The sequence below is a fragment of the Deferribacter desulfuricans SSM1 genome, from assembly GCF_000010985.1.
Classification (GTDB): Bacteria; Chrysiogenota; Deferribacteres; order Deferribacterales; family Deferribacteraceae; genus Deferribacter; species Deferribacter desulfuricans.
In genome coordinates this window covers 1,542,708-1,567,055 of the sequence record NC_013939.1, presented here as the reverse complement: position 1 = coordinate 1,567,055, position 24,348 = coordinate 1,542,708, and the positions used below count along the sequence as shown (strand labels likewise).

Here is a 24,348-nt window from a genome sequence, read left to right as displayed (position 1 = left end):
TGGCACCTGTTATTTGGTGCCAGTCTCTTTTGGTATCAACTTTTTAATATTTTCTATCCAGTCTTCTAATTTAAAGCTGTATATTTCAAAAACCTGATTTTTATATGGGATGTAAAAATCTCCGTCTTTATTTTTATAAAGCTCAAAGGAATACTCTTTTTTAGCACTTTTTACTTTTAAATAGCCAATTTTTTTTGCATCATCTGGTAACGTATTGTTGTCTGCAAAAGTGTTTGATTCAAACTTAGAAATTAATTTCATAAGCTCTTTAGTTTTTTCTTTATCGATATTTATTCCATTAAATGTTGCCGTTTCATTATCAAAAGTTATTTCTATAGTTTCATTATCGGTTTTTAAGCTAAAACTTTTGGGGTTTTGGATGTTATAAACTGTTTTGTCTTTAATCTGATTAATTGTAAGTGGGAGATAATTTGTAAATGATGCATCCACAAGATAAATTTTATCACTCAGTTTAACATACTGAAATCTATAAGATTTATCTTTTTTCCCTAAGTAGATAGAATAATCTATTTTATCTGTTTTTACCAATAATCTTTTTTTCTCAGAAAATCCAAAATTTTTATCATTTTTGGAATCTATTTTCGATATTATTTCTATATTTTTTAGCTTAGATACTAGTTTGTTTATCTGATCTTTATTTGCAGGCCAGCTTTCAGGTTTTGTGATTAACCATCCATCCTTTGCTTTTTCTAAAGTTATATCTAAATCGTCATCTTTATATTTTATAACTTTTATATTTAAATCTTTAGGTAACAAGTATTCAGTTTTTATCTCATTTTTTTTACCAGTAGCAAAATATATTACAACTAAAACTATAGCTAATATGGGAAGGATTATATCTTTCTTTCTCACAGTCTAACCCTCCTTTTAGAAAATTTTATGATAATAAATCCAATAAAAATAACCATTATAGGCGGAAATAGTAATATAAAGTATTTTAAATACAGTGCTGTTTTTGGATCTTTCAATGAGATTGGATGATATTTAACAACTTTACTCCTTAATTCTACTAACTCATTGTCAGACATTAAGTAATCAATGATATTGCTAATCAGTTTTAAATTATCACCAGATGAGATATAATCATCTTTAAACATTTCACCATCAGGTATTAAAACTAATCTTCCATTACCTTCTTTTTTAAAGGTATCTTTATATTCTTCTAAAGGGTTTTTAAAATCGGTTTTAAATTTCCCTTCGATAATAAATCCAACAGGTATTCTTTTTTTTGTAAAATCACTTTCTGAATACTCTCTATCTATAGCCACGTTATAAGGCTCTGATTCTAACCCAGCATGTTCTGAAGTAAACATAAAAGGTTTTATGGTTAAAGAACTGTTATCAGTTTCTATTAAGGTAGGATAAATCATATTGACTGATGTCACACCTTTTGTAAAAAGTTCATTTCTATCAAAATCGATAATTTCAGGGAAAAATGGGTATTTCATAGCAGTTGTAATATAAAAACCTCCAGCATTTCTTGACACATTTATGAGAGTAGCATTTGCATCAAAAATAAGTTTGTCTGTTAGCTTTATACCATTTTTTTCAAGAAAGTTTTCGATGCCTAAATCCTTTTTAAATGCATAACCGCTTTGAATATCACCATCCACTTTGTCGATAGCCATTATTAAGTTTTTGCCACTAAAAAGGAATTCTTCCAAAGCATATTTTTCAAATGGTTTTAATTTTTCTATTGGGGATATTAAAAGTGCAGTATCAAACTTTTTGTCGATTAATTTACCTTTTTCAATTTTTACTGTTTGAACATCATAATTTTTAGATAAAACTTGAGTTAATGACCTAAGTGTATTTATCCCTGTTGAGCTTTTACCAGCATCTAGTACTGCAATCACCCTTTTTTTATCTGTATTCATCCGTTTTATCAAAGAGGTTAGCTCGTATTCTGGGACTTTTATATTTGCAATTACGGGAATAGTTTCTGTTTTGTCTCCATAAATTATTACTGCTCCCATATAAATTGTTTTTATTTGGAGACTATCACTTTCAATTGCATTTACCTGGACAGGTGGGATACCATAAAGTTTTGCAGCTTTTTCAGTCTCAATGCTTGAACCTTGTATAATTTCAAGTTTTATTTTATCTTTTGCAAAAGATTTATATTCTTCAAGTATATCTAGGAAAAAACGGACTATATTATTGTAAGGTGATGGGATGTCGTTGCTTAAAATTACTTTTATATGTAGAGGGTATTTTAAGTTTTGTAAAGTTTTCTTAGTAGCATTGGATATAGAGTAAACTTTATTTTCTGTTAAATCTATTTTGTAATAGTATCTTGCAGCTATTAGATTTGCAAAAATTACAATTACTAAAACAGAAATCAGATTTATAATCTGCCTTTTTGTCATTTTTCACCTCATTTAGAAAGTCTTGATTCTATGATATCATTGGCAATGTGTAAAAATAGTGCAGCACCTGTTAAATAGTAAACAACATCCTGTAATGTTATTAATCCCATAGTAAACTTTTTAAAATGTGTAGCAGATGAGAGATACAGTAAAAACTCCTGATATGATGGGGGCATGAATATTGCAACTCTTTGCAAGATATAGAAAAAGAAAATTATTGAGAAGGATAAAATAAAGGCCACAATCTGATTAAATGTTATCGAAGATGCAAAGATACCTATTGCAATGTAAAAAGATGATAACAATATGATACCCACATAGGATGAAATTATATGACCAATATCAGGATTTCCAATGAAAGTTAAAATTATCGGATAAGTTAAAGTAAAAAATACAAAAAATAATATTGTAATAAAAGAAGCTGTGAATTTACCAAAAATCAAAGCGGTATCTGTGACAGGGTTAGTAAGTATTAATTCTATTGTTCCCTGTTTTCTTTCTTCAGAAATTGTGCGCATTGTAATTGCTGGGATAAAAAACATTAGAAGAAACGGGACAACTCCAACGAAATCTCTTAATTCTGCTTGCCCAATCAAAAACAATGTACTAGAAAAAAACCATCCTGTTATAATCAAGAAGAAAAATGATAAAACGTATGCAGTAGGGTGATAAAAAGTTTGTTTCAGGTCTTTAATGGCTATCGCTTTTATCCCCATATTAGACCTCCACGGATGTGAGTTTTCTGAATGTTGTTTCTAAATCATCAAATTCAGTTTTGAGCTCATATATCATTACACCATTTTCAAAGCAGAGTTTTGATATCTCTTTTCTAACGTCTTCGTTTGACTTAATTAAAAATTTTGTTTCAGAAAGTCTTGTAACTTCCCCAAATTTCTCGAAGAAAGTTTCTGGTAAATTTTTATCCACTTCTATTATAATTCTTTCATTTTTCCCTTTAAGATTATCTAATCTATCATCAGCCACTATATTCCCTTTATTTATGATTATTACCCTTTCGCAGGTTTGTTCCACTTCTTGCATGATGTGAGTTGATAAAATAACAGTTTTCTTTTTACCAAGTTCTTTAATTAAATTTCTTATTTCAATGATTTGGTTTGGATCAAGACCAGTTGTAGGCTCATCAAGAATTAATATTTCTGGATTTCCTAATATTGCTTGAGCAAGTCCCACTCTTTGTTTGTAACCTTTAGATAAGGTATCAATTTTTTTATTGATTACATCTTCAATCTTTGTGAGATTTATTACTCTTCTTATTTCATCTTTTTTATTCTTTAGATTTTTTAAGTTAGCGAAAAAAGAAAGGTAGTCATAAACAGATAGGTCATTGTAAATAGGGTTATTTTCAGGTAAATAACCTATTTTTTTCTTAAACTTGATGTCAAAACCATCCACTTTTTTGCCATCAATAACAACTTCACCTGCACTTGGGCTAATAAATCCAGTGATTATTTGCATAGTGGTAGTTTTTCCTGCCCCATTTGGGCCTAAAAATCCTACTATTTCACCTTTTTCTACTGAAAAGCTAATTCCTTTTAGTGCCTCAAAGTTTCCATAACGTTTTTTGAGGTTTTTTACCTCTATCATCTAATCCCTCCAGAATAATTGGTTTGCAACATGAAAAAAACTTTATTTAAAATTTAAAAATTGTTTAAATTGCTTCGGCAATTTTTGTTACCTCGCAATGACCAAAAATTGACGTCATTGCGAGCGTTAGCAAAGCAATCTGGAGTATATTCTTATATCTAATCCACAAGTTTAAAGATATAAGATATTATTTAAAAGTTCACCAAAATTTTTCAAATTTACCATCTAACTTTTTATTAGTTTTTAAGTAATAATAATAAACCTGTCCAGCTGATATCCCTCCATCATTTGGGGGGAGTTTTTGATGTAAAGCTACTTTAAAGCCGGCATTATTGAGAAGGTTTACAGTTTTTTTAGTTAAAATTATATTTTGAAAAACTCCTCCACTTAGAGCAACATTTGTTAAATTTTTTTCATCTCTTATTTTTATGCAAATGTTTAGTATCATATTTGCTATACTGTTGTGGAATTTTCTTGCAATTATCTCTTTTTGTGTCCCTTTTTTTAAGTCTTCAATAACACCTCTAATTAGATTTTTTAACTTTATAGTGTCATCTATACTTATTTTATAATGGTCTTCCATGTCGTTAGATTGTTCTGCTATTGACTCAAGAATTATAGCAGTATGCCCTTCAAATTCGTTTTCTTTTACCCCTGATAGCAGTGAGCCTACTGCTTCAAAAAGTCTACCCATACTTGATGTTTCTATACAGTTTAATTTTTTATCAAGTAAAGAGTTTATAAAAGATATTTCGTTATCATCAATATTGTATATTTTTTTTAATAGCAATGTATTTTCATTGAGCAGATTGTATTTTTTTAGATAAGAAATTGTCATTAAAAAAGGTTTTTTTGATGAGGCATTACCTATTTGTAAACTGTAATCGATGTGTGTGTATCTTTCAAGTATTCCGTTACAAAAAGTAAAAACTTCTCCTCCCCAAATTTTTTTGTCGCAACCAAGTCCTAAACCATCAAAGATTATACCGATACAGTTATCTTCGATACCATTTTCGGCCATTACGGAGAAAAAGTGTGCAACATGGTGCTGTAAACTAATTTGAGGTTTGTTTATTTTACTTGCATATTTGCTTGTGTAGTAATCTGGATGTAGATCAGTGATTATTAAATCAGCTTTGCTTTTAAACAGTTTTTGTATTTTGTCTATTGTTTCTTCAAAAAATTTTATAGATTTTATGTTATCAAGATCACCTACGTATTGAGATGGGAATATATAATTTTTTACTCCGAGGCTTATAGTGTTTTTTAAATGAGTGCCTACACCAAGAACTACCTTGTTAAGGCTCTTTTTTAACATAATGGGATAAGGGGCAAAACCTCTTGCTCTTCTAAGGATATATATTTGATTGTTTATGACTGTAGCGACAGAGTCATCAACTCGGTTGTGTATGGGTCTGTTGTGGTGAAGAAACAAATCTACAAATTGTAACGTTTTTTCGGCACTTTCTTCATCAATAGCGATTGGTTCATCCCTTAAATTACCGCTTGTAGCAACAATAAAATCTGTATTTATAAAATTTAGCAATAACTTGTGAAGAGGTGTATAAGTAATCATTATCCCTAATCTATTATTTAATGGATTAACATACTCTGAAAGTGGATGATTTGGCCAATTAACAATTAAAATTGGTGATTGCGGTGAAGTTATTATTAGTTTTTCAGTATTTGAAAGCTTTAGTTTATATTTATCAGTCAAAATATTTAAATCTTTTATCATTACTGCAAATGGCTTGTATTCCCTTTTTTTGTGTATTCTTAGTTTTTTTATTGCTTCATCATTTGTGGCATCACAGATTAAGTGATATCCACCGAGCCCCTTCAATGCAATAATACCACCATCATTTACGACTTTTGCAACTTCTTTTATAGCATCAAACCCTTTATTGTTTTTGGTATAAACATTAGGACCACAGATAGAGCAGCAATTTGGCTGAGCATGAAATCTCCTGTTAACTACACTATTATATTCTTCTTCACACTCCTTACACATTTTAAAAATTGACATTGTAGTATTTTCTCTATCGTAGGGGATTTCTTTTACGATAGAGTATCTTGGGCCGCAGTTAATACAGTTTATGAATGGGTATAAATATCTTCTGTCATTTGGGTTAAAAAGCTCATTCTCACATTTTTTGCACAAGGCAGCGTCTGGAGAAACAAACGTTATATCATTTTTGCTTTCAGATTTTATAATTTTAAATTCGTCAAAATGTTTAAACTCTATTTCTTTACACTGTATATCCACAATATGGGATAATAAAGGAGCATCAGTTTTTATTATTTCTATAAATTTTGCTACCTCTTTTTTATTCTTGGTATTAACAGTTATTTCAACACCTGAAGAGGTATTTTTGACTTCACCTGGTAAATTTAATTTTTTAGCAAGATTGTAAATAAATGGTCTAAAGCCAACTCCTTGAACAACCCCTTGGACTTTTACTAAAAAAGTTTTCATTTTTTCCAGAAGTAAGGAGTAAAAATAACTAATACTGTATAGATTTCAAGACGACCTATCATCATAGCAAAACTTAATACCCATTTTGAAAAATCAGAATAAAAAGCGTAGTTTTCAGTAGGTCCAATTCGTCCAAAACCAGGCCCTATGTTGCCAACTGTAGCAAGGGCTGACGATACTGATGTTAAGATATCTACATCCTCAAGCGAAACAAGTAATGCAACAGTAAGTACAATAGCAATGTATAAAAAGAAAAAACCAGAAATAGCATAAACTATATCTTTTTTTACAACATTTCCACTAAGCCTTAGAGTAAATATCCCTTTAGGTCTAATAAGATACCTCATTTCTATTAAAGCTTGTTTAAAAAGGGTAAAAATTCTTATAACTTTAATTCCACCACCTGTTGATCCAGAGCAGCCTCCAATAAACATTAACAAAAATAGGACTGTCCTTGACATTGCAGGCCATTTTTCATAGTCAAATGTAGCATAGCCGGTTGTTGTTAATATAGTAGCGGCTTGAAATGAACCGTATCTTAATCCGTGCCAAAAGTTATCAAAATGGTTTTTTGTCAAATCATAGGTGAGAAGTAAAGTGGATACAGCAAAAATTGTAAGATAAGCTTTTAATTCAGAATCCTTAATTAAGTCTTTAAAATTTCCTGTTATTAATTTGTAATGCAAAGTAAAATTTATCCCTGCAAGTATCATAAAAATTGTTATAACATAATCTATATAGGCAGAGTTAAAATGCGCCACACTTGTATTTTTTGTAGAGAAGCCACCTGTAGCCATTGTACCAAAAGTGTGTGTTAAAGCATCGAAAAGGTTCATTCCTCCAAAAAGTAATAATATTGTTTCAAGTACTGAAAAACCAACATATATGAGCCATAGATATTTTGCAGTTTCACCAATTCTTGGAGTAATTTTGTCGACAGTTGGTCCAGGGGCCTCAGCTTTAATCAGTTGCAAACCGCCAATTCCAAGAAGAGGTAATATAGCTACTGTCAAAACTACAATCCCCATACCACCTAACCAATGTGTCAAAGATCTCCAAAATAGCATGGATTTTGGTAGTGCTTCTATGTTTGTAAGTATAGAAGCTCCTGTTGTGGTAAAACCTGACATCGTTTCAAAAAATGCATCAGTAAATGATGGAATAGAGCCTGACAAGTAAAATGGTAATGCTCCTATTAATGATGCAAGCACCCAGCTTAATGAGACTAATAAGAATCCATCTCTTGTAGAAAGGTTGTTTTCTTTATTTTTCTTTGTTGCAAAAAAAACAATACCACAACTGATTATTACAGAGATAATAACTTTTAAAAAAACAACAAAGCATGATTTTTCACCATAATATAAGGCCCATAATGCTGGAAAAATCATAAAAAGAGCTACAATAACTAAAAGTATTGCAATAATGTTTATTACTGTTTTTAAATGCATAATTATGCTAACATTTGTTCAATTTTTTCAACAACATTTTGTAATGTAAAAATTATTATATTATCGCCAGGTTTAATTTCAGAATCGCCATCGGGGATGAAATTATTATTTTCTCTATTTATAGCAACTATTAGAGCACCTTTAGGTAAATTGATATCTTTAATTTTTTTATTGGCAAAATAGCTGTTTTCATTTATGGAAATTTCGAAAGCTTCAGCTTTACCATCAAAAATAGAATAAATAGATTTCACTTTCCCTTTTCTGATAAATTTTAAAATAGTGTTAACTGAACTAAGTTTTGTATTTACTGTTGCATCAATTCCCAAGCTTGAAGCAAGAGTCAAATAATTGGACTTATTAATTATAGATATTGTACGTTTAACCCCTATTTTTTTTGCATAAACAGCTGTTAAAATGTTTAACTCTTCATTTCCGGTGGTAGCAATCAGTAAATCATAGTTTTTTAAATTTTCCTCTTCAAAAATGTTTTTATCAGTAATATCTGCATTGATTATTAATATATCTTCATACTTTTCGCTTAATTCCTTACATTTATCATAATTTTTTTCAATAAGCATGACATTTTTACCAAGCTTGGTTAATTCTGAGCTTACAATTTCACCTATACGCCCGCCACCTATTATAACTATATCCTTAATTTTTTTTATTTTTAAACCTATTTTTTTAAAAAGTATATCTAGATTTTTTTCATCACCAACTATATAGAGGTTATCCCCTTCTAATATAGTTGTTCCTCCGTGAGGGATCAAAATCACTTTTTCTCTTAAAATCCCTGCAATTATATATGGGAGATTATATTTTTTCTTTAGGTCGTAAAGTGTTAAACCTTTTATTTTAGAGCTAGAATCTATATAAATATCACGAAGTTGTATTGTTGTCCCTTCAAAAGTAAAGACATCGCTTACAGCACCATGAACTATACTGTTTACAATACTTTTGCTTGCTTCTATTTCTGGATTAACGAGCAGGTCTATACCGCTGTTACCTTTTATGAAAAAATTTCTTTTAGAGTAATCAAGATTTCTTACGCGAGCTATTTTAACAGGTACGTTAAATTCATTCGCAACAATAAAACAGGATATAATGTTTACTTCATCTGAATCAGTGGCAGATATGAAAATATCACAATTATCAATACCAGCTTTTTCTAAAATATCTATATTATTTCCTTCACCTTTGATAGTTATACAGTCAAGATGAGTGGAAGCATATTTAATCTTATCGCTATCTTTATCAATTAATACAACATTTTTATTTTCAGCGATAAGATGTGAAGCTAAATTGTATCCAACTTCACCAGCACCAACAATGATGATATTTTTCATGAAGGCCACTATAATAATTTTTTATTAAAAATCAAATGCTTATTTTATACTTTTTAACATCTTATATATTTCGCTGTTTGTTGATAAAAACAGTTTTGTCTTATTATCAAAACTATTTTCATGCACTTCTAACTTTTTTAGAAAATCGTAAAAATTAGGGTCTTTACTAAATGCATCGGCGTAGATTTTTATAACCTTTGCATCGGTATTCCCTTTTATTTCTTGCACTTTTCTATATGCTTCAGCGAGTATGATTGTCCTTTCTTTCTCTGTTTTGGCTCTAATTTTTTGTGCTTCTTCGTATCCTTCGGATCTATACTGTTTTGCTATTCTTTCACGTTCTGCTTTCATCCTGGCATATACAGCTTTTTCATTTTCTGGTGGTAGATCAGCTCTTTTAATCCTAATATCAATTATTTCTATACCAAAATCTTTGGCTTTGAGTTTTGATGCTATTGTTACATTTTTCATTATTTCATTTCTATTTTTCGATACCACATCAATTAGATTGTGCTTTCCAAGTTCAATTCGCATTTCTGAGTATATAATGTCATCGATTCTAGCTAATGCGCTTCTTACATCTCTAAAAGAGAGATAAAATTTTAAAGGTTCTATTATTTTCCATCTACAATAGTTGTCGACTACCAAAGCTTTTTTATCTTTTGTTAAAATTTCCGATGGTGGAGCGTCATATTCCATAAGCTTTTTACTAAAAAATATAATATTTTGAATAAAAGGTAGTCTAAGATATAAGCCAGGCTCGGTGATAGTTTTTTTAGGTTTTCCCAACTGGGTTATAATAGCATATTCAGTGACATCTACTACAAAGAAAAAACTTTTATATGCAATAATTACACCAAAAATTAAAATTAATAATATAGCGCCTTTTTTCATTTTTTTACCCCTTGATTTAATCCATCTAATCCAATAATGGGGCTTAGATTTTTTATATCAGAATCGAAAATATATTTTTCACTTCTTTTAAGTATTTTTTCCATTGTATCAAAATATAATCTTTTTTTAGTAATTTCTGGAGCAGATTTATAACTTTTTAATGTTTCTATAAATCTATAAGCGTCCCCTTTGGCTTTTTCTATTTTTTCCTTTTGATATGCTTCAGCTTCTAAAATCATAGATGCAGCTTTTGCTCTAGCTTGAGGGATTATTTCATTGGCATAAGCTTCTGCTTCGTTTATATATCTGTTTTTATCTTCTCTTGCACTTGCGACATCTTTAAAATACTTTATTACTGGTGCAGGTGGTTCTACATCTTGAAGCTGAACTGCTACAATTTTCACCCCTGTTTGATAATCGTCTAAAATTCTCTGTAAAATTTTTTGTGTTTCAATTTGGATTCTATTTTTTCCAGTTGTCAATATTTCGTCTATATTTTCCTTTCCAGCAACTTCTCTTATAGTAGCTTCTGCAGCATCTTTTATCGTTTTTGGCACATCTACAACATTGTATAAATATTTTGAAATGTCATAAATTTTATACTGAACAATAAAGTCTATGTTGACGATATTTTCATCACCAGTGAGCATCAGGGATTCTTCTTTAATAGTTTTATAGCCACCATTTTTTAAACTTCTAAAGCCTATTTCTATCCTATGCACTTTAGTAACTTCTGCTTTATCTATAGTTTCTATTGGATAAGGTAGATGATAATGCGGGCCGGGGCCTACAATTTTGATTATTTTACCAAAGCGTTTAACTATAGCTTGCTCATTTGGTTTAACTATAAAAACTCCTGATGCAAGCCATAATAATATAAGGACTATAGCAATCAAAGATAGCAATAACCCTTTATATTTAAAGTTGGGCATTTTAAATTCTATTTTTTTATCGCCCCATGGATCACTATTATTCATAATACCACCTTTTAAATTTTGATTTAGTATAACGTTATTTCATTTAATTACAATTGTTAATTGAAACTTTTAAGTTATTCTGTTAAACTTATATAGATTTTTGGCAAAAACATTATAATCTGGAGGAAGCCTATGAATGTTAATGATCCAGGTAGCATAAGAAACGTAGCTTTTATTTCACATGGTGGTGCTGGTAAAACAAGTTTAGTTGAAACGATTTTATTTAATGCAAAAGCAACAAATAGGATTGGTAGTGTCGATAATGGGACTACTATAATGGATTTTGATCCTGTTGAAATTGAAAAGAAAATTTCGATAAATGCTAAAGTTGCAACAATTAGCTGGCGTAAAAATATGATCAATATTGTAGATACTCCAGGGTATGCTAACTTTTTACATGAGACAAAAGTTGCTTTATCTGCAGTGGGTGGAGCAGTTGTTATAGCAAGTGCAATTACAGGTGTAAAAGCTGAAACTGAGAGGGTATGGAAATTTGCAGAGGAGTATGATTTAGCTAAGCTGATTTTTGTCAACAAGATGGATAAAGAAAGAGCTGATCTCTTTAGAGCATTAGGAGACATAGAGAAAAGTTTTGGTGTTACGCCGATTCCTATATTTTTACCTATTGGTAAAGAAGAGAACTTTAAAGGAATTGTAGATCTTGTAAAAATGAAGGCTTACATATACCCTGATGAGCCAACAGCAGAGTTTAAAGAAGCTGAAATCCCTTCAGAGATGATGGATGAGGTGGAAAATTATAGAACAAAGCTAGTTGAAGCCGTAAGTGAAACTGATGATGAATTAATTGAAAAGTATCTTGAGGGTGAAGAGCTTACAGAAGAAGAGATTAAGAAAGGTTTAAGAGAAGGGACTATTTCTAAAAGATTTATACCTGTTTTGTGTGGTTCTGCAGTTAAAAATATTGGTAGTAAATTTTTATTAGAAGCAATAATTGATTATTTACCTTCCCCATTAGAAAGAGAGTATAAAGTAGCTGTTGATACAAAAACAGGTGAAGAAGTACCTGTTAGGCCAGAGGGTAAAAACTTTATGGGATTTGTTTTTAAAACATTTATTGATCCTTTTGCGGGTAAACTAACTATATTTAGAGTATATTCTGGAGAATTAACAAACGACTCTGAAATTTACAACCCAAATAAAGGGGAGTTTGAAAAGGTTAATCAACTCTATCTGTTGCAAGGGAAAAATTTTATTAAGACAGATAAAATAATTGCTGGTCAAATTGCAATGATAAATAAGTTAAAGTATACTACAACATTTGATACTCTTTGCGATAAGAAATGTACTCTACAATTCAAACCAGTAGAAGTACCTGAACCAGTTATCTCTTTTTCACTACAACCAAAGTCAAAAGAGGATGAGGATAAAGTATCAAATGGTTTGCATAAATTAATGGAAGAGGATGTTGGTATTAGAGTTGGTAGAGACGAACAGACAAATGAGCTTTTGTTGAGTGGTATGGGTCAGATGCATATAGAAGTCGTTGTAGAAAAATTAAAAGAGAAGTTTAAAGTTGATGTGGAGTTGAAAACACCAAAAGTTCCATACAAAGAGACAATTAAAATGAGTGCTAAAGGGCAGGGCAAATATAAAAAACAGACTGGTGGAAGAGGGCAGTATGGTGATGTTTGGATAGAATTACAGCCATTAGAGAGAGGTGCTGGTTTTGAATTTGAAGATAAAATAGTTGGTGGTGTTGTACCAAAACAATACATCCCTGCTGTAGAAAAAGGGATAAGAGAGGCTGCAAAAGAAGGTATTTTGGCTGGATTCCCTATGGTAGATTTTAAAGCTATTCTGTACGATGGCTCGTATCATTCTGTGGATTCCTCTGAAATGGCATTTAAGATTGCAGCGTCCATGGCTTTTAAAAAGGTTGCTATGGAAGCAAAACCGGTTCTTTTGGAACCTATTATGAATATAGATGTGTTTGTTCCTGAGGAAACTGTTGGTACTGTATTAGGTGATTTAAATGCGAGAAGAGGTAGGATTATAAATGTGGAACCTCAAATCAATGGCCAACATATCAGAGCACAGGTTCCAATGGCTGAGATTTTGAAATATGCTCCTGATTTGAGAAGTATGACTGGTGGTAGAGGAATGTTTACTATGGAATTTAGTCATTATGAAGAGGTGCCAACACATATTGCGGAAAAAATTATTGCACAGGCAAAGGCTGAGAAAGAAAAAGATTAGTTTACTGTATGATACAAATTAATCTGCTCAAATATTTTGATAAATCATTCTCTGAGATTTATCAAATTGAGCATGGGGAAATAGAGGAGCAAAAACCAAAAAAGAGCAGGTCAAAAGTCCTGCTCTTTTTTTATGCTCTTATTCTTTGTTTATTGATTGTTGCTTTAGTTTTGACGGTAAAGGTTTTTATTAACAAAGAGGAAAAGCATAATTTAAAAGTTAAAAGTAATACTGTTAATAAAAGAAATAATGATAATATTAATAATAAGTTTGATAATATTTCTAAAAATAAAGAAAACGAAAAATATGTTAAAATTGGTGAGTTAGAACTACTTCCAAATAATAAAACAAAAATTAGTAGTAAAGCTATTAATACAGGTAAAAACAATAAGAAATCTGACAAAAATAATATGATTGCAAAACAATCTGTAGAAAAGAAAAATAAAACCGCAAGTCAAAAGAAATCTAAGAAATTATCTTTTATTGTTAAAAGGGTTGATTATATTAATTTAAAACGGATAAAAAATGTTGCATCAAAAAATGGCAAAACTTTAGTCATATTAAGGAAATATGCTATAAAAACTCCAGTTTGGTTGTTATATAAAATTGATTCAAGCTCTAAAAAATATATAGCTGGTAAACCTGTGGTATTTTTAAAACAATTTAGTGATAAAGAAAGTGCTATTAGCTATGCTAAGAAGTACCACTTAAGGGCTGTCATAAAAAAGGAATACAAAGAGAAAATGTTATATGATATAAAAGTATCAGGATTCCATAGTAAAAAAGAGATTGAAAGTTTTAAGCTGAAAATGAATAGAAATACAGATAGACTATAAGTAGTTTTAATTTATAAGACTATGAGGAAATTGCATAATAGTCTTATCATAACCATGAGATTGCTTCGTCGCTTTTGCTCCTCGCAATGACCCCATAATGCAGTCATTGCGAGCATTAGTGAAGCAATCTGGAGCTCTAGAATAGCGATATTGTTCAACGTTCTCGAACTAATTGAAGTTGATAACATTTATTTTATAACAAGACTGATCAGAAGTGAACAAAAAACTGTGAAAATTCTTAAAAAAATAAGATTTCAAACAATAAGAATTTGGATTAATAAAAAGGAAAAGGGGAGATTCCCCTAAATTTATGCTGCGCTATTTTTTAAAGCTTGAAGTCTTTTAGCTAATCTAGCTACTCTTCTAGCAGCTTGATTTTTATGGATAATACCTTTTGAGTGTACTTTGTAAATTACTTTAACAGCTTCATTAAACCTTTTTTCAGCTTCTTCTATATTTCCTTCTTCAACAGCAGCCAAAAACTTCTTTGTAAAAGTTTTCATCATTGACTTATATGATTTGTTTCTTAACCTTCTTTTTTCATTTTGCCTAATTCTTTTTTTTGCAGATAAACTATGCGCCATTCTTCACCTCTTAATTTTTTACAATTACAGCAGTGCGCTTAATAACAAAAATATAAATCTAAGTCAAGCAAATTGTGATTTTATTTTTGCTAAAAAGATGGTGGTGTTCCAACCCAAAATGCTTTAGCAAATTTATTAGTTTTATTTTTTATTTTGTGGGGTAGATTTGAACTAAAATATATAGATTCCCCTTCTTTTAACACATATTCTTCATTACCAATGACAACAACTATTTCACCCTCTAACACATAACCAAATTCTTCACCCACATGATTATAAAAATTTGAACCTGTTTCTGAGTTTGGGTGCATTTCTAAAATAAGCGGCTCTAACTTTCTGTTTACAAGTTTACTTGCTAAAAAGTAAATATCCAAATTTTTGTTTTTTAAAACTTTGTAATCATCATAGCTGAATTTAGATACAACATTTCTTTCATCTTCAAAAAGCTCACTTATTGTGATGCCTAACGCAAAGCATATCTTTTTTAGTGAGGCTATTGATGGAGAATTCTTCCCATTTTCTATTTGACTGATAAAGCTCTTTGTAAACCCTGTCTTTTGTGAAACATCTTCTAATGTCATCCCTAATCTTTTTCTTATTTCTCTTAATTTAGCTCCGTAGCTCATTTTAACTCCTTGATTTTTATTTGTTTTTAAATTATATATTAAATTTATAATAAAAAGTCAAGGAGTTAGTTAAATAGAAATATGTATAAACTAACAGCATTTATAACTTTTTTTGTATTTATAGTTTATTTAATATTAAAATATAATCATTTGATATTCATTGCGGATGTTCTCATCTCATTATATGTATTTTTGCTAACTTTTTTTGTTATAAAGAAATTATCTGATAAGGAGAAACAACTTGAAGAAAAGATAGAGGAATTAAATCAAACAGCTTCTGAGTTAAAGGCTGCAAATGAAGAGCTTCATGCTTTAAATCAACAATTGTTAAAGTCTAAAAAAGACTTAGAAACATATAAATCATATAGCGAAAATCTTGTACTTAATATGAATCATGAAATCAAAACACCTTTAAATTCTATTTTAGGGTTTACATCTTTATTGCTAACTGATTTTGAAGAAATGGAAAAAGAGGATATTGTCAATTCCTTGAAAATGATTGATGAGTCAGCTAAAAGATTGAACTCTATGATTAATAATGTAATTCAATTAGCTAAAAAACCTTTATCTGAAGTTGATGATGAGATTATTTGTGACAGTCCTAAATATATTATCGATTCAATAATTTCCACTATCAAAGGGTTGATTAAGAATAATGATAAACTAATTTTTGATTATTTTATCCCTGAAAATTTTCCAAAATTATCTTTCAAAGAGTCTGTGCTTAATAGTTTATTGCTAAATATTTCGTTAGCTGCAGTTTTAAATACTGATAAAGGGATGATAGAATTACATGTTTATGAAAAAAATGATGATATTTTCATAGAAATTAAGGATTCTGGAAAGCGTATAGATATTGAAAAAATAAAAAATTATTTTGTGAATAGTAATATTGAAATCAACACAAATGAGCCTGAGTATCGACTTTATATAGCTAAGCAGCTTGCAGTAAAAAATGATATAGATATGAAAGTTGATAGTAATGAATATAACAATAAATACACAGTTGTACTTAAAAGGTGTTAAATGGAAAAGATTAGGGAAAGGTTAAAAAAGAAACTAGTCATTGGTAAAAGAGTTTTTATTGCTGAAAGCGCTGATGTGATAGGGGATGTAAGCTTGGGTGATGATGTTAGTATCTGGTATAATGTTACTATTAGAGGTGATGTAAATTATATTAAAATTGGTAAAGGTTCAAATGTTCAGGATAATTCTGTTATCCATTGTACTTTAAATAAGTATCCAACTGAAATTGGCGAATATGTTACAATAGGACACGGTGTGGTTCTTCATGGTTGTATGATTAATAATAACTGTTTGATTGGTTTAGGTGCTATAATTATGGACGATAGTGTGGTATCTGAAAATAGCATTGTGGCTGCTGGGACTCTGATCCCTCCGGGTAAAAAATTTCCTCCTAATGTTTTAATTAAAGGCAGTCCTGCCAAGGTTGTAAGAGAGCTCTCTGATGATGATATTGAATCAATTAAAAATTATGCTTTAAGATATATTGAGTATAAAAATATTTATCTTTCATTAGACTGAAAAACTTTAATATGATGCAAAATATATACTTACCAGCTTGTGGAAATTTATAAATATCCAAAGCTTTGAGGCTTAATTTAGTTTTTTTGATTGTTTCGTCGCTGTTGCTCAGTGCAATGAACTTAAAATTCTTTAATTTTGTGCATTTGCGAAGTGTATGAGTAAACCCTCTAATCTTATAAAATTTGTGGTTGAAAAAACATCAGTGATGTGTTATAGAATAAACTAAGTGGGCTTGGCCCACTTATTTTTTTGTTAGGGTTAGTTATGGATGTTTTAAGTAATAGTATCAAGGAAAAAGTTAAAAGTTATTTAGAAGAAAATGTGAAAAATGAGTTTTTAGATATCTATGATATTCAATTTAGGCGTGAAAAATCTGGTTGGGTTCTGAGAATCTTTATAGAAGGAGATAATGTGGGGTTAAGTGATTGTATATCTGTGAGTAAACAAGTTTCAAAATGGCTGGATGAAGTTGATATTATTCCTTATGAAAATTATAATTTAGAGGTTTCTACTCCGGGTGCGACAAGAGAAATTAGAAACTTGGATGAGTTTAAAAAATATATAGGCAAATATTGCAAAATTAAATTAGTTGAGCATGATAAGTATGGACGTAAAAATTATAAAGGTTATATTAAAAATGTTGAAGGTGATATTATAACTCTTTTTGTAGAAGAGGAAAATAAAGAATTCGAGATAGATTATTATCTTGTAAAAAAAGCTAACTTAGAGATAAAGTTTTAGGAGGTCAAATGAAAGAGCTTGCAAAAGTAGCAGATGAGATAGGTAAAGAAAAAGGTTTGTCAAAAGAGTTGTTAAAAGAGGCTCTTGAGGATTCTATCAAAGCTGCAGTGATAAGAAAATATGGTAGATTGACAGATCCTGAGGTAACAGTCGATATTGAAAGAGGAAAGATAGATATTAAGGTACCTAAAGAAGTTGTTGAGTCTGTAGAAAATAAGAAATATGAAATTTTATTGGAAGACGCTAAAAAAATAAAGCCTGATGCAGAGCTTGGTGATGTTATTATGGTGCCTATCTCTTTTCAGGAGCTTGGAAGACAGGCTGCTACTGTGGCAAAACAGAGAATGGTTGAAAAAATTAGAGAAGCTGAGAAACAAGTGGTTTATGATGAGTTTCAAAACAAAATTGGTCAAATTGTCACTGGTGTTGTTTTAAAATCTGATAAAGATAGTATGATTGTCAGTATTGGTAAGACTGAGGCTTTTATGCCAAAAAGAGAAATTATCCCTGGAGACTATTATGATAGGGGTGATTATGTTAGAGCGCTTCTGTTAGAGATTAGGGTAATTAGGGGTTGGCCTCAGCTTATTTTATCAAGAACTCATCCAGATTTTTTGAAGAAACTATTTGAGGTTGAAATTCCTGAGGTTTTTGAAGGTATAATTGAAGTAAAAGCGGTGGCGAGAGAACCTGGAGATCGTGCTAAAGTAGCTGTTTATTCTAAAAATAGTAATATTGATCCTGTTGGTGCATGTATAGGTTTAAAGGGTACTAGAATAAATGCAATTAGTAATGAATTGCGTGGCGAAAAGATAGATGTGATAGAGTGGTCACCTGATCCTGTAAAATTTGTATGTAATGCGCTATCACCTGCTGATGTTATTTTGACGAATATTTTTGAAGATGAAAAAACCATTGAAGTTGTTGTCCCTGATGATCAGTTGTCTTTAGCTATTGGAAAAAGAGGTCAAAATGTTCGTCTTGCAGCTATGCTGACTGGTTGGAGACTCGATGTATTAAAAGAGAGTGAATACAATATAATTAGAAAAGAGAGACTTCAGGAGCAAGAAGAAGAGCTTAAAGAATTTTATGAGATATATAATCTTGAAAATATAGATGTTTTAGACGAAAATATGATTTCTAAACTTATTGAACATGGAATAGATGATGTGGAAAAACTTTCTACAGCAAGTGTTGACGAAGTTGTAATGGCTTTAGGTGTGAATGAAGATCAGGCAGTAGTAATAATTAATAGCGCAATAGATTATCTTACTGAAAAGCTTGAAGAACTTGATTATGAAGTGGAAGATGAGGAAGAATTGTCTGAGAATGAGGATTAATGGGCAGTAAAGCTATAAGAACCTGTATTTCTTGTGGTAGTGAAAAATATAAAAACGAGCTACTAAGGTTTGTTTCTGTGGATAATGAAGTTGTGTTTGATTTAAAGCAGAAGTTAGATGGTAGAGGTGCATATCTTTGTTTTAATAAAGAATGTTTTAATAAGGCTACAAAAAAGAACCTTCTATCAAAGCATTTAAAAATAAAGACAGATGAAAATATTACTTTTGTAAAACTTGTTAAGCAAGTTAGAGATACATATAAAAGATATTTGTATACTTTGATGAGGGTTAATATAACTTCAAAAAATATTATTGAAGGTGTTTACAACGTTAAAGATAGTTTGATACATGAGAAAGCTTTTTTATGTTTGTTCCCTTCAGATATTAGTAATCATAGCAAGGGTAAATTGGTTAACTTGATTACAAGGAAAAAAGTACCTTTTTATTTTTTGGAAGATAAGAAGAGCGTTGCTATGAATATTCATAGACCTATTAGAGGAGCTTATGCAGTTGTAAATAAACAGCTTGCATTAGTTATGATAGATATTTTAGAGAAAATTAAAGAGTTAAAAAAATGGATTTAGTAAGGGGTGTTTTGTATGGCGAAATTTAAAGTTGAGGAAATTGCTGAAAAGCTGGGAATCACTGTTGATGAAGTATATTCGAAACTTAAAGATAATGGTGTTGAAGAAGTAGAAAGACTTAATTTTTTAGATGATAAATTGGTAACATTACTGGGTTTAGATCCTAAAAAGCTTCAAACAGAAAAAAGACAAGAGTTTCTGAAAAAGGCTTTGGAGAGGAGAAAAAGACACCCCAAACCTAAAGAAGTTGTTTTGAAAGAGGATGCAGGTAAGAAGGAAAAGAAGAGATTGTCAAAAGAAGAACTACTTAAGAAGAAGATGGAATTAGAAAAAAGTTTAAAAAAAGTTGATGAATTAAGAAAGAAAAAAGAAACAGAAAAGAGAAAAGAGATTGCAGAGAAAGTTGATAAAGAGGTTGTAGAAAAGAAAGAAGCTATAAAACCTGAAGAGTTAAAAGTTCAGGCTGAAAATAAAGTAGAAAAAGCAGAAAAAGTTGAAGTAGAAGAGAAATCCGTTGAGGTTGAAACTATCTCTAAAATTAAAGAAAAACCTACTCAAGAGGATAAGAAAGATGAAAAGCTAGAAAAAGTAAAAAGTGAAGAGGTAAAAGCAGAGAAAATAGAAAAGAAAAGAAGTGGTAGACCAAAAACGGATAAACCTAGAGCAGATAAACCAAAAACTCAAAGATATTCTCATGATAAAAAAGGTGAAGATAAGAAAAAGACCGATTTCAAAGGGAAAGGTAAAGATAAAGATATAAAAAGAGATGAAGAGAAACAAGAACTTACTAAAGAACTCATTATAGATAAAGATAAGGAAACAGTTAAAAAGAAAAGGAAAGATAAAGATGAAATTGTAGAGGTTAAAGAGACTAAGAAACCTAAAGCTAAAAAAGGTGCTAAAAAGGTTAAGAACATTCAAAAAGATATTTTAGAAGGGTTTGATGAGTTAGAACTTGAAGAAGAGATTATTAAAAGTGAGTCTGTAGTTGAAGAAGAATTGATAGAAAAAACTGATGAAGTAACTGAAGTAAAAGAAGAGAAGAAGGAAAAAGAAGAAAAATCAGGACCTAAACAACCTGTGAAACCTTCAAAAATTGAAATTGGTGAAAATGTAGCAATTACAGAGCTTGCTAGACTTATGGGTATTAAAGCTAACGAGATTGTGAAAAAATTGTTTGAAATGGGTGTGATGGCTAATATAAATCAATCAATTGATGCAGAAACGGCACAGCTGCTTGGTGCAGAGTATGATATTGAAGTAGTTGTAAAGGTTGTTACTGAAGACGATCTTATTCCTAAATATGAAGATAAACCTGAAGATTTAAAACCAAGACCACCGATTGTTACTGTAATGGGACATGTTGACCATGGTAAAACATCTTTATTGGATAAAATTAGAAGGACTAAAATTGCTGAGAAGGAAGCAGGTGGAATTACTCAGCATATAGGAGCTTATGAAGTTGATTTACCTCAGGGGAAACTTGTCTTTTTAGATACACCTGGACACGAAGCTTTTACAACCTTAAGGGCAAGAGGTGCTCAGGTGACCGATATTGTTATATTGGTTGTGGCTGCAGACGATGGTGTTATGCCTCAGACTAAAGAAGCTATAGATCATTCAAAGGCAGCTGGAGTACCTATAGTTGTTGCTATAAATAAAATAGATAAACCTAATGCTAATCCTGAACATGTTAAGAGTCAACTCGCTGAATTAGGAATTATTCCAGAAGAGTGGGGTGGAAGCCATCAGTTTCAAGAGGTTTCTGCAAAAACAGGGCAAGGGATTGATGAGTTATTGGAAAGAGTTTTGTTAGAAGCTGAAATGCTTGAGTTGAAAGCCAATCCTAAGAGACCTGCAGAGTGTGTTGTTATTGAAGCGAAGTTAGATAAACATAGAGGTGCTGTGGCAACAGTTATTGTTCAAAATGGGACTTTAAAAAAAGGTGATGTGTTTGTTGTGGGAGCTCAGTACGGAAAAGTGAGATCTATGTTTAACTTTATAGGTAGGACTGTTAAAGAAGCTGGCCCATCTATTCCAGTAGAGTTGATGGGGTTTTCTGAAGTGCCTGAAGCTGGGGAAAAATTAATAGTTCTTCCAAATGAGAAGCTTGCAAAGCAGATTGCCGATATGCGTAAAGAGAAGAAAAGAGAAAAAGAGATGCTTGAGAAAAGTAAGGTTAGTCTTACTGATATATTTAGCAAGATTCAAGAAGGTGAGTTGCAGGAATTAAATATTATTATTAAAGCTGATGTGCAGGGTTCTGTTGAAGCATTGAAATCATCTTTATTGAAACTATCAAATCCTGAAGTTAAGGTACAAGTGATTCACGATGGAGTTGGAGCTATTAGTGAATCAGATGTTTTATTAGCTGCTGCATCAAATGCTATTATTATAGGTTTTAATGTTAGACCGGATGCAAAAGCAAAAGCTGCTGCAGAAAGAGAAAAAGTGGAAATACATTTATACTCTGTTATTTATGATGCTATTGAGGATGTGAAAAAAGCTATCGAAGGTATGCTCACTCCTGAAACTAAAGAAAACATTGTTGGTAAGGTAGAAATTAGAAAAGTCTTCAATATTTCAAAAGTTGGTAGAGTAGCAGGGTGCTATGTGTTAGAAGGTAAAGTTACAAGGAATTCTAATGTAAGAGTTTTGAGGGACAATGTTGTTGTTTATGATGGTAAAATTGGCACATTGAAGAGATTCCAAGATGATGTAAAAGAAGTTGTGGCAGGATACGAATGTGGTTTAACTATTGATAGATATAATGATATAAAAGAAGGGGATATTTTAGAAGTTTATGAACTTGTGGAAGAGAAAAGAACATTAGATGATGTGAACAGTGGTGATGAAAAATAATACATGTATAATAGGCTCTCTGGTGTTTGAAATAGAAATTCCTGATGCTTTTTCTTTAAAAGAGAAAAGGAGAGTTTTAAACAGTTTAAAAACTAAGATTAAAAATAAATTTAATGTTTCTATTTCTGAAATTGGTGAGAAAGATATTTGGAATAGAAGTGTGTTAGCAGTAGTTACTGTTTCTGATAGTAGAAACTTTGTGGATGAAATTTTACAAAAGGTTGTGAATTTTTTTGAAAATTTTGCTTATATTAATATTTTAAGTATAAGAGAGGAAATTTTATAGATGGAAAAAGGGTACAGAGCAAGAAGAGTATCAGAGTTAATTAGAGAAGAATTATCAAAACTTATTATTTATGAAGTTAAAGACCCTTTAGTTAAATCTGTGATAATTACTGCTGTAAAGGTAAGTAATGATCTAAGTTTAGCTAAAATATATTTTAGATCTTATGATTTGGAAATGGATTTAAATGATGTTTTGAAGGGTTTGAATAGAAGTAAAGGGTTTTTACGAGAAAATATCAAAAAATCCTTAAGGCTGAAGAAGATTCCGTCATTAGAATTTTATATTGATGATGTAGTTGATGAGGGTTTAAAAATAGATAATATTATTAAAAAGCTTCATGATTCTTAACGGCATTGTAGTCTTATATAAAGAAAAAAATATCAGCTCATTTAAAGCGATTGATAAACTAAGAAAAATTTTAAATGTGAAGAAGTGTGGCCATACGGGTACGCTTGATCCGATTGCGGAAGGTGTTTTACCTGTGTGTTTGAACAAAGCAACTAAGCTTATCAAATACTTAAATGAAAATGAAAAAGAGTATATAGCTGAACTAAGATTGGGGATTAAAACAGATACATTTGATATTACTGGTGAAACTATTGATGAAAATAGTGATAATATTCCCTTAAAAGAGGAAATAAATAATGTTTTATCTGGGATGATTGGTAATATAGAGCTTCCTGTGCCAAAATTTTCAGCAGTGAAAATAAATGGTGAAAGAGCTTATAAATTAGCTAGAGAAAATAAAGATTTTGATGCTGGTACTCGTATTTCAATTATTTATCATATAGAATTGATAGATTATAGTTATCCAAACTGTGTAATTAAAATATTGTGCTCAAGAGGTACGTATGTAAGAAGTTTTATAAATGAGCTAGGTAATAGGCTTGGGTGTTTTGCTACAATGACTAATTTATTAAGGACTAAAAGTGGTGTGTTTAATATAAAGCAATCCTATAAGCTTGAGCAAATTGAGGAAATGATTAAGAATGATGATTACTCTTTTATGCTTGATATTAAAGAAGTTTTAAATTTTCCAGTAGCGGTTGTAAAAGATGAGTTTTTAAAACTTGCTAAAAATGGGGGGAAACTTAGAAGGACAATGTATTTAAAATTTCCACTTACGCAAGATTATAATCATTATTTTATGTCTGATATAAAAGGGAATATTTTTGCTATTGCAAAAAAAGTTGAAGGTTCTGTTTATCCGTTAAAGATTGAGCATGTGTTATAAGAAATTTTATAGTTTGAGTATAATTTTTGTTGAGTTTTTAAAAAATATAAATATAATCTTTAGGTTTAAAAATGGAGGTGTGTAATGGCTTTAGATTCAGTAAAAAAACAAGAGATTATTGAGAAATTCAAAAGACATGAAGGGGATACTGGTTCTCCTGAAGTTCAGGTAGCTCTTTTAACTGAGAGGATTAAGTATTTAACTGAGCATTTTAAACAGCATCCAAAAGATCATCATTCAAGAAGAGGGCTTTTGATGCTTGTTGGTCAAAGAAGGAAGCTTCTTGACTATCTTAGAAAGAAAGACTTTAACAGGTATAAAAATCTGATTGAGGCACTTGGATTAAGGAAGTAA

The 24,348-nt window shown here is 30.5% G+C and carries 23 protein-coding genes; 12 read left to right on the top strand and 11 right to left on the bottom strand.

Going from position 1 to position 24,348, the window contains the following annotated elements:
- Nucleotides 1-9: 9 nt before the first annotated feature.
- From DEFDS_RS07755 to hflK, 9 genes are all read right to left on the bottom strand, one after another.
- Nucleotides 10-873, bottom strand: a complete 864-nt coding sequence (locus tag DEFDS_RS07755) for a DUF4340 domain-containing protein (protein ID WP_013008249.1) — start codon at nucleotides 871-873, stop codon at nucleotides 10-12.
- Nucleotides 870-2,390, bottom strand: coding sequence for a GldG family protein (locus DEFDS_RS07750; RefSeq protein ID WP_013008248.1), 1,521 nt, complete (start codon nucleotides 2,388-2,390; stop codon nucleotides 870-872). The genes DEFDS_RS07755 and DEFDS_RS07750 overlap by 4 nt, the downstream gene beginning before the upstream one ends.
- Before the next feature lie 8 nt (nucleotides 2,391-2,398).
- Nucleotides 2,399-3,106, bottom strand: a complete 708-nt coding sequence (locus DEFDS_RS07745) for an ABC transporter permease subunit (RefSeq protein WP_013008247.1) — start codon at nucleotides 3,104-3,106, stop codon at nucleotides 2,399-2,401.
- Nucleotide 3,107: 1 nt separating this feature from the next.
- The gene (locus DEFDS_RS07740) at nucleotides 3,108-3,995 is read right to left on the bottom strand and encodes an ABC transporter ATP-binding protein (protein ID WP_013008246.1); all 888 of its coding nucleotides are present in this window, start codon (nucleotides 3,993-3,995) and stop codon (nucleotides 3,108-3,110) included.
- 199 nt (nucleotides 3,996-4,194) lie between these two features.
- Entirely contained in the window at nucleotides 4,195-6,471 is a 2,277-nt protein-coding gene (gene hypF, locus DEFDS_RS07735) for a carbamoyltransferase HypF (protein ID WP_013008245.1), read from the bottom strand.
- Nucleotides 6,468-7,919 (bottom strand): TrkH family potassium uptake protein, encoded by a 1,452-nt coding sequence (locus tag DEFDS_RS07730; RefSeq protein WP_013008244.1) that lies wholly within the window; start codon nucleotides 7,917-7,919, stop codon nucleotides 6,468-6,470. The genes hypF and DEFDS_RS07730 overlap by 4 nt, the downstream gene beginning before the upstream one ends.
- Before the next feature lie 2 nt (nucleotides 7,920-7,921).
- Complete coding sequence (gene trkA, locus DEFDS_RS07725) at nucleotides 7,922-9,265, bottom strand: Trk system potassium transporter TrkA (protein WP_013008243.1); 1,344 nt, start codon at nucleotides 9,263-9,265, stop codon at nucleotides 7,922-7,924.
- 39 nt (nucleotides 9,266-9,304) lie between these two features.
- On the bottom strand, nucleotides 9,305-10,159 hold the full coding sequence (gene hflC / locus DEFDS_RS07720) for a protease modulator HflC (RefSeq protein WP_013008242.1): 855 nt from the start codon (nucleotides 10,157-10,159) through the stop codon (nucleotides 9,305-9,307).
- Nucleotides 10,156-11,136 carry an FtsH protease activity modulator HflK gene (gene hflK / locus DEFDS_RS07715; RefSeq protein WP_013008241.1) on the bottom strand — a complete coding sequence of 327 codons (981 nt, stop codon included), beginning with the start codon at nucleotides 11,134-11,136 and terminating at the stop codon, nucleotides 10,156-10,158. The genes hflC and hflK overlap by 4 nt, the downstream gene beginning before the upstream one ends.
- 132 nt (nucleotides 11,137-11,268) lie before the next feature.
- Between hflK and fusA the strand changes: the two genes are divergently transcribed.
- Nucleotides 11,269-13,353, top strand: coding sequence for an elongation factor G (fusA, locus tag DEFDS_RS07710; protein WP_013008240.1), 2,085 nt, complete (start codon nucleotides 11,269-11,271; stop codon nucleotides 13,351-13,353).
- 8 nt (nucleotides 13,354-13,361) lie between these two features.
- Complete coding sequence (locus DEFDS_RS07705) at nucleotides 13,362-14,189, top strand: hypothetical protein (protein ID WP_013008239.1); 828 nt, start codon at nucleotides 13,362-13,364, stop codon at nucleotides 14,187-14,189.
- Nucleotides 14,190-14,497: 308 nt separating this feature from the next.
- Here DEFDS_RS07705 and rpsT read toward each other — a convergent pair whose 3' ends face one another.
- Complete coding sequence (rpsT, locus tag DEFDS_RS07700) at nucleotides 14,498-14,773, bottom strand: 30S ribosomal protein S20 (RefSeq protein ID WP_013008238.1); 276 nt, start codon at nucleotides 14,771-14,773, stop codon at nucleotides 14,498-14,500.
- Nucleotides 14,774-14,862: 89 nt separating this feature from the next.
- Entirely contained in the window at nucleotides 14,863-15,399 is a 537-nt protein-coding gene (locus tag DEFDS_RS07695) for a helix-turn-helix domain-containing protein (protein ID WP_013008237.1), read from the bottom strand.
- Nucleotides 15,400-15,480: 81 nt separating this feature from the next.
- Here DEFDS_RS07695 and DEFDS_RS07690 point away from each other — a divergent pair, with 81 nt between their 5' ends.
- The 10 genes from DEFDS_RS07690 (at nucleotide 15,481) to rpsO (ending at nucleotide 24,348) form a co-directional block, all read left to right on the top strand.
- Nucleotides 15,481-16,425: a sensor histidine kinase gene (locus DEFDS_RS07690; RefSeq protein WP_013008236.1), complete on the top strand. Its 945-nt coding sequence runs from the start codon at nucleotides 15,481-15,483 to the stop codon at nucleotides 16,423-16,425.
- Complete coding sequence (locus DEFDS_RS07685) at nucleotides 16,426-16,944, top strand: gamma carbonic anhydrase family protein (protein ID WP_013008235.1); 519 nt, start codon at nucleotides 16,426-16,428, stop codon at nucleotides 16,942-16,944. It abuts the gene before it with no gap.
- A gap of 267 nt (nucleotides 16,945-17,211) precedes the next feature.
- The gene (rimP, locus tag DEFDS_RS07680; RefSeq protein WP_013008234.1) at nucleotides 17,212-17,688 is read left to right on the top strand and encodes a ribosome maturation factor RimP; all 477 of its coding nucleotides are present in this window, start codon (nucleotides 17,212-17,214) and stop codon (nucleotides 17,686-17,688) included.
- Nucleotides 17,689-17,696: 8 nt separating this feature from the next.
- Entirely contained in the window at nucleotides 17,697-19,028 is a 1,332-nt protein-coding gene (gene nusA, locus DEFDS_RS07675) for a transcription termination factor NusA (RefSeq protein WP_013008233.1), read from the top strand.
- Nucleotides 19,028-19,612, top strand: coding sequence for a YlxR family protein (locus DEFDS_RS12695; RefSeq protein ID WP_013008232.1), 585 nt, complete (start codon nucleotides 19,028-19,030; stop codon nucleotides 19,610-19,612). Before nusA ends, DEFDS_RS12695 begins: the two co-directional genes overlap by 1 nt.
- A gap of 15 nt (nucleotides 19,613-19,627) precedes the next feature.
- A complete protein-coding gene (gene infB, locus DEFDS_RS07665; protein ID WP_013008231.1) occupies nucleotides 19,628-22,474 on the top strand; it encodes a translation initiation factor IF-2 in 2,847 nt (948 codons plus the stop codon).
- The gene (locus tag DEFDS_RS07660; RefSeq protein ID WP_013008230.1) at nucleotides 22,464-22,760 is read left to right on the top strand and encodes a DUF503 domain-containing protein; all 297 of its coding nucleotides are present in this window, start codon (nucleotides 22,464-22,466) and stop codon (nucleotides 22,758-22,760) included. Before infB ends, DEFDS_RS07660 begins: the two co-directional genes overlap by 11 nt.
- On the top strand, nucleotides 22,761-23,108 hold the full coding sequence (gene rbfA / locus DEFDS_RS07655) for a 30S ribosome-binding factor RbfA (RefSeq protein WP_013008229.1): 348 nt from the start codon (nucleotides 22,761-22,763) through the stop codon (nucleotides 23,106-23,108). It abuts the gene before it with no gap.
- Nucleotides 23,098-23,994 (top strand): tRNA pseudouridine(55) synthase TruB, encoded by an 897-nt coding sequence (truB, locus tag DEFDS_RS07650; RefSeq protein ID WP_013008228.1) that lies wholly within the window; start codon nucleotides 23,098-23,100, stop codon nucleotides 23,992-23,994. The genes rbfA and truB overlap by 11 nt, the downstream gene beginning before the upstream one ends.
- Nucleotides 23,995-24,078: 84 nt before the next feature.
- Nucleotides 24,079-24,348 (top strand): 30S ribosomal protein S15, encoded by a 270-nt coding sequence (gene rpsO / locus DEFDS_RS07645; RefSeq protein ID WP_013008227.1) that lies wholly within the window; start codon nucleotides 24,079-24,081, stop codon nucleotides 24,346-24,348.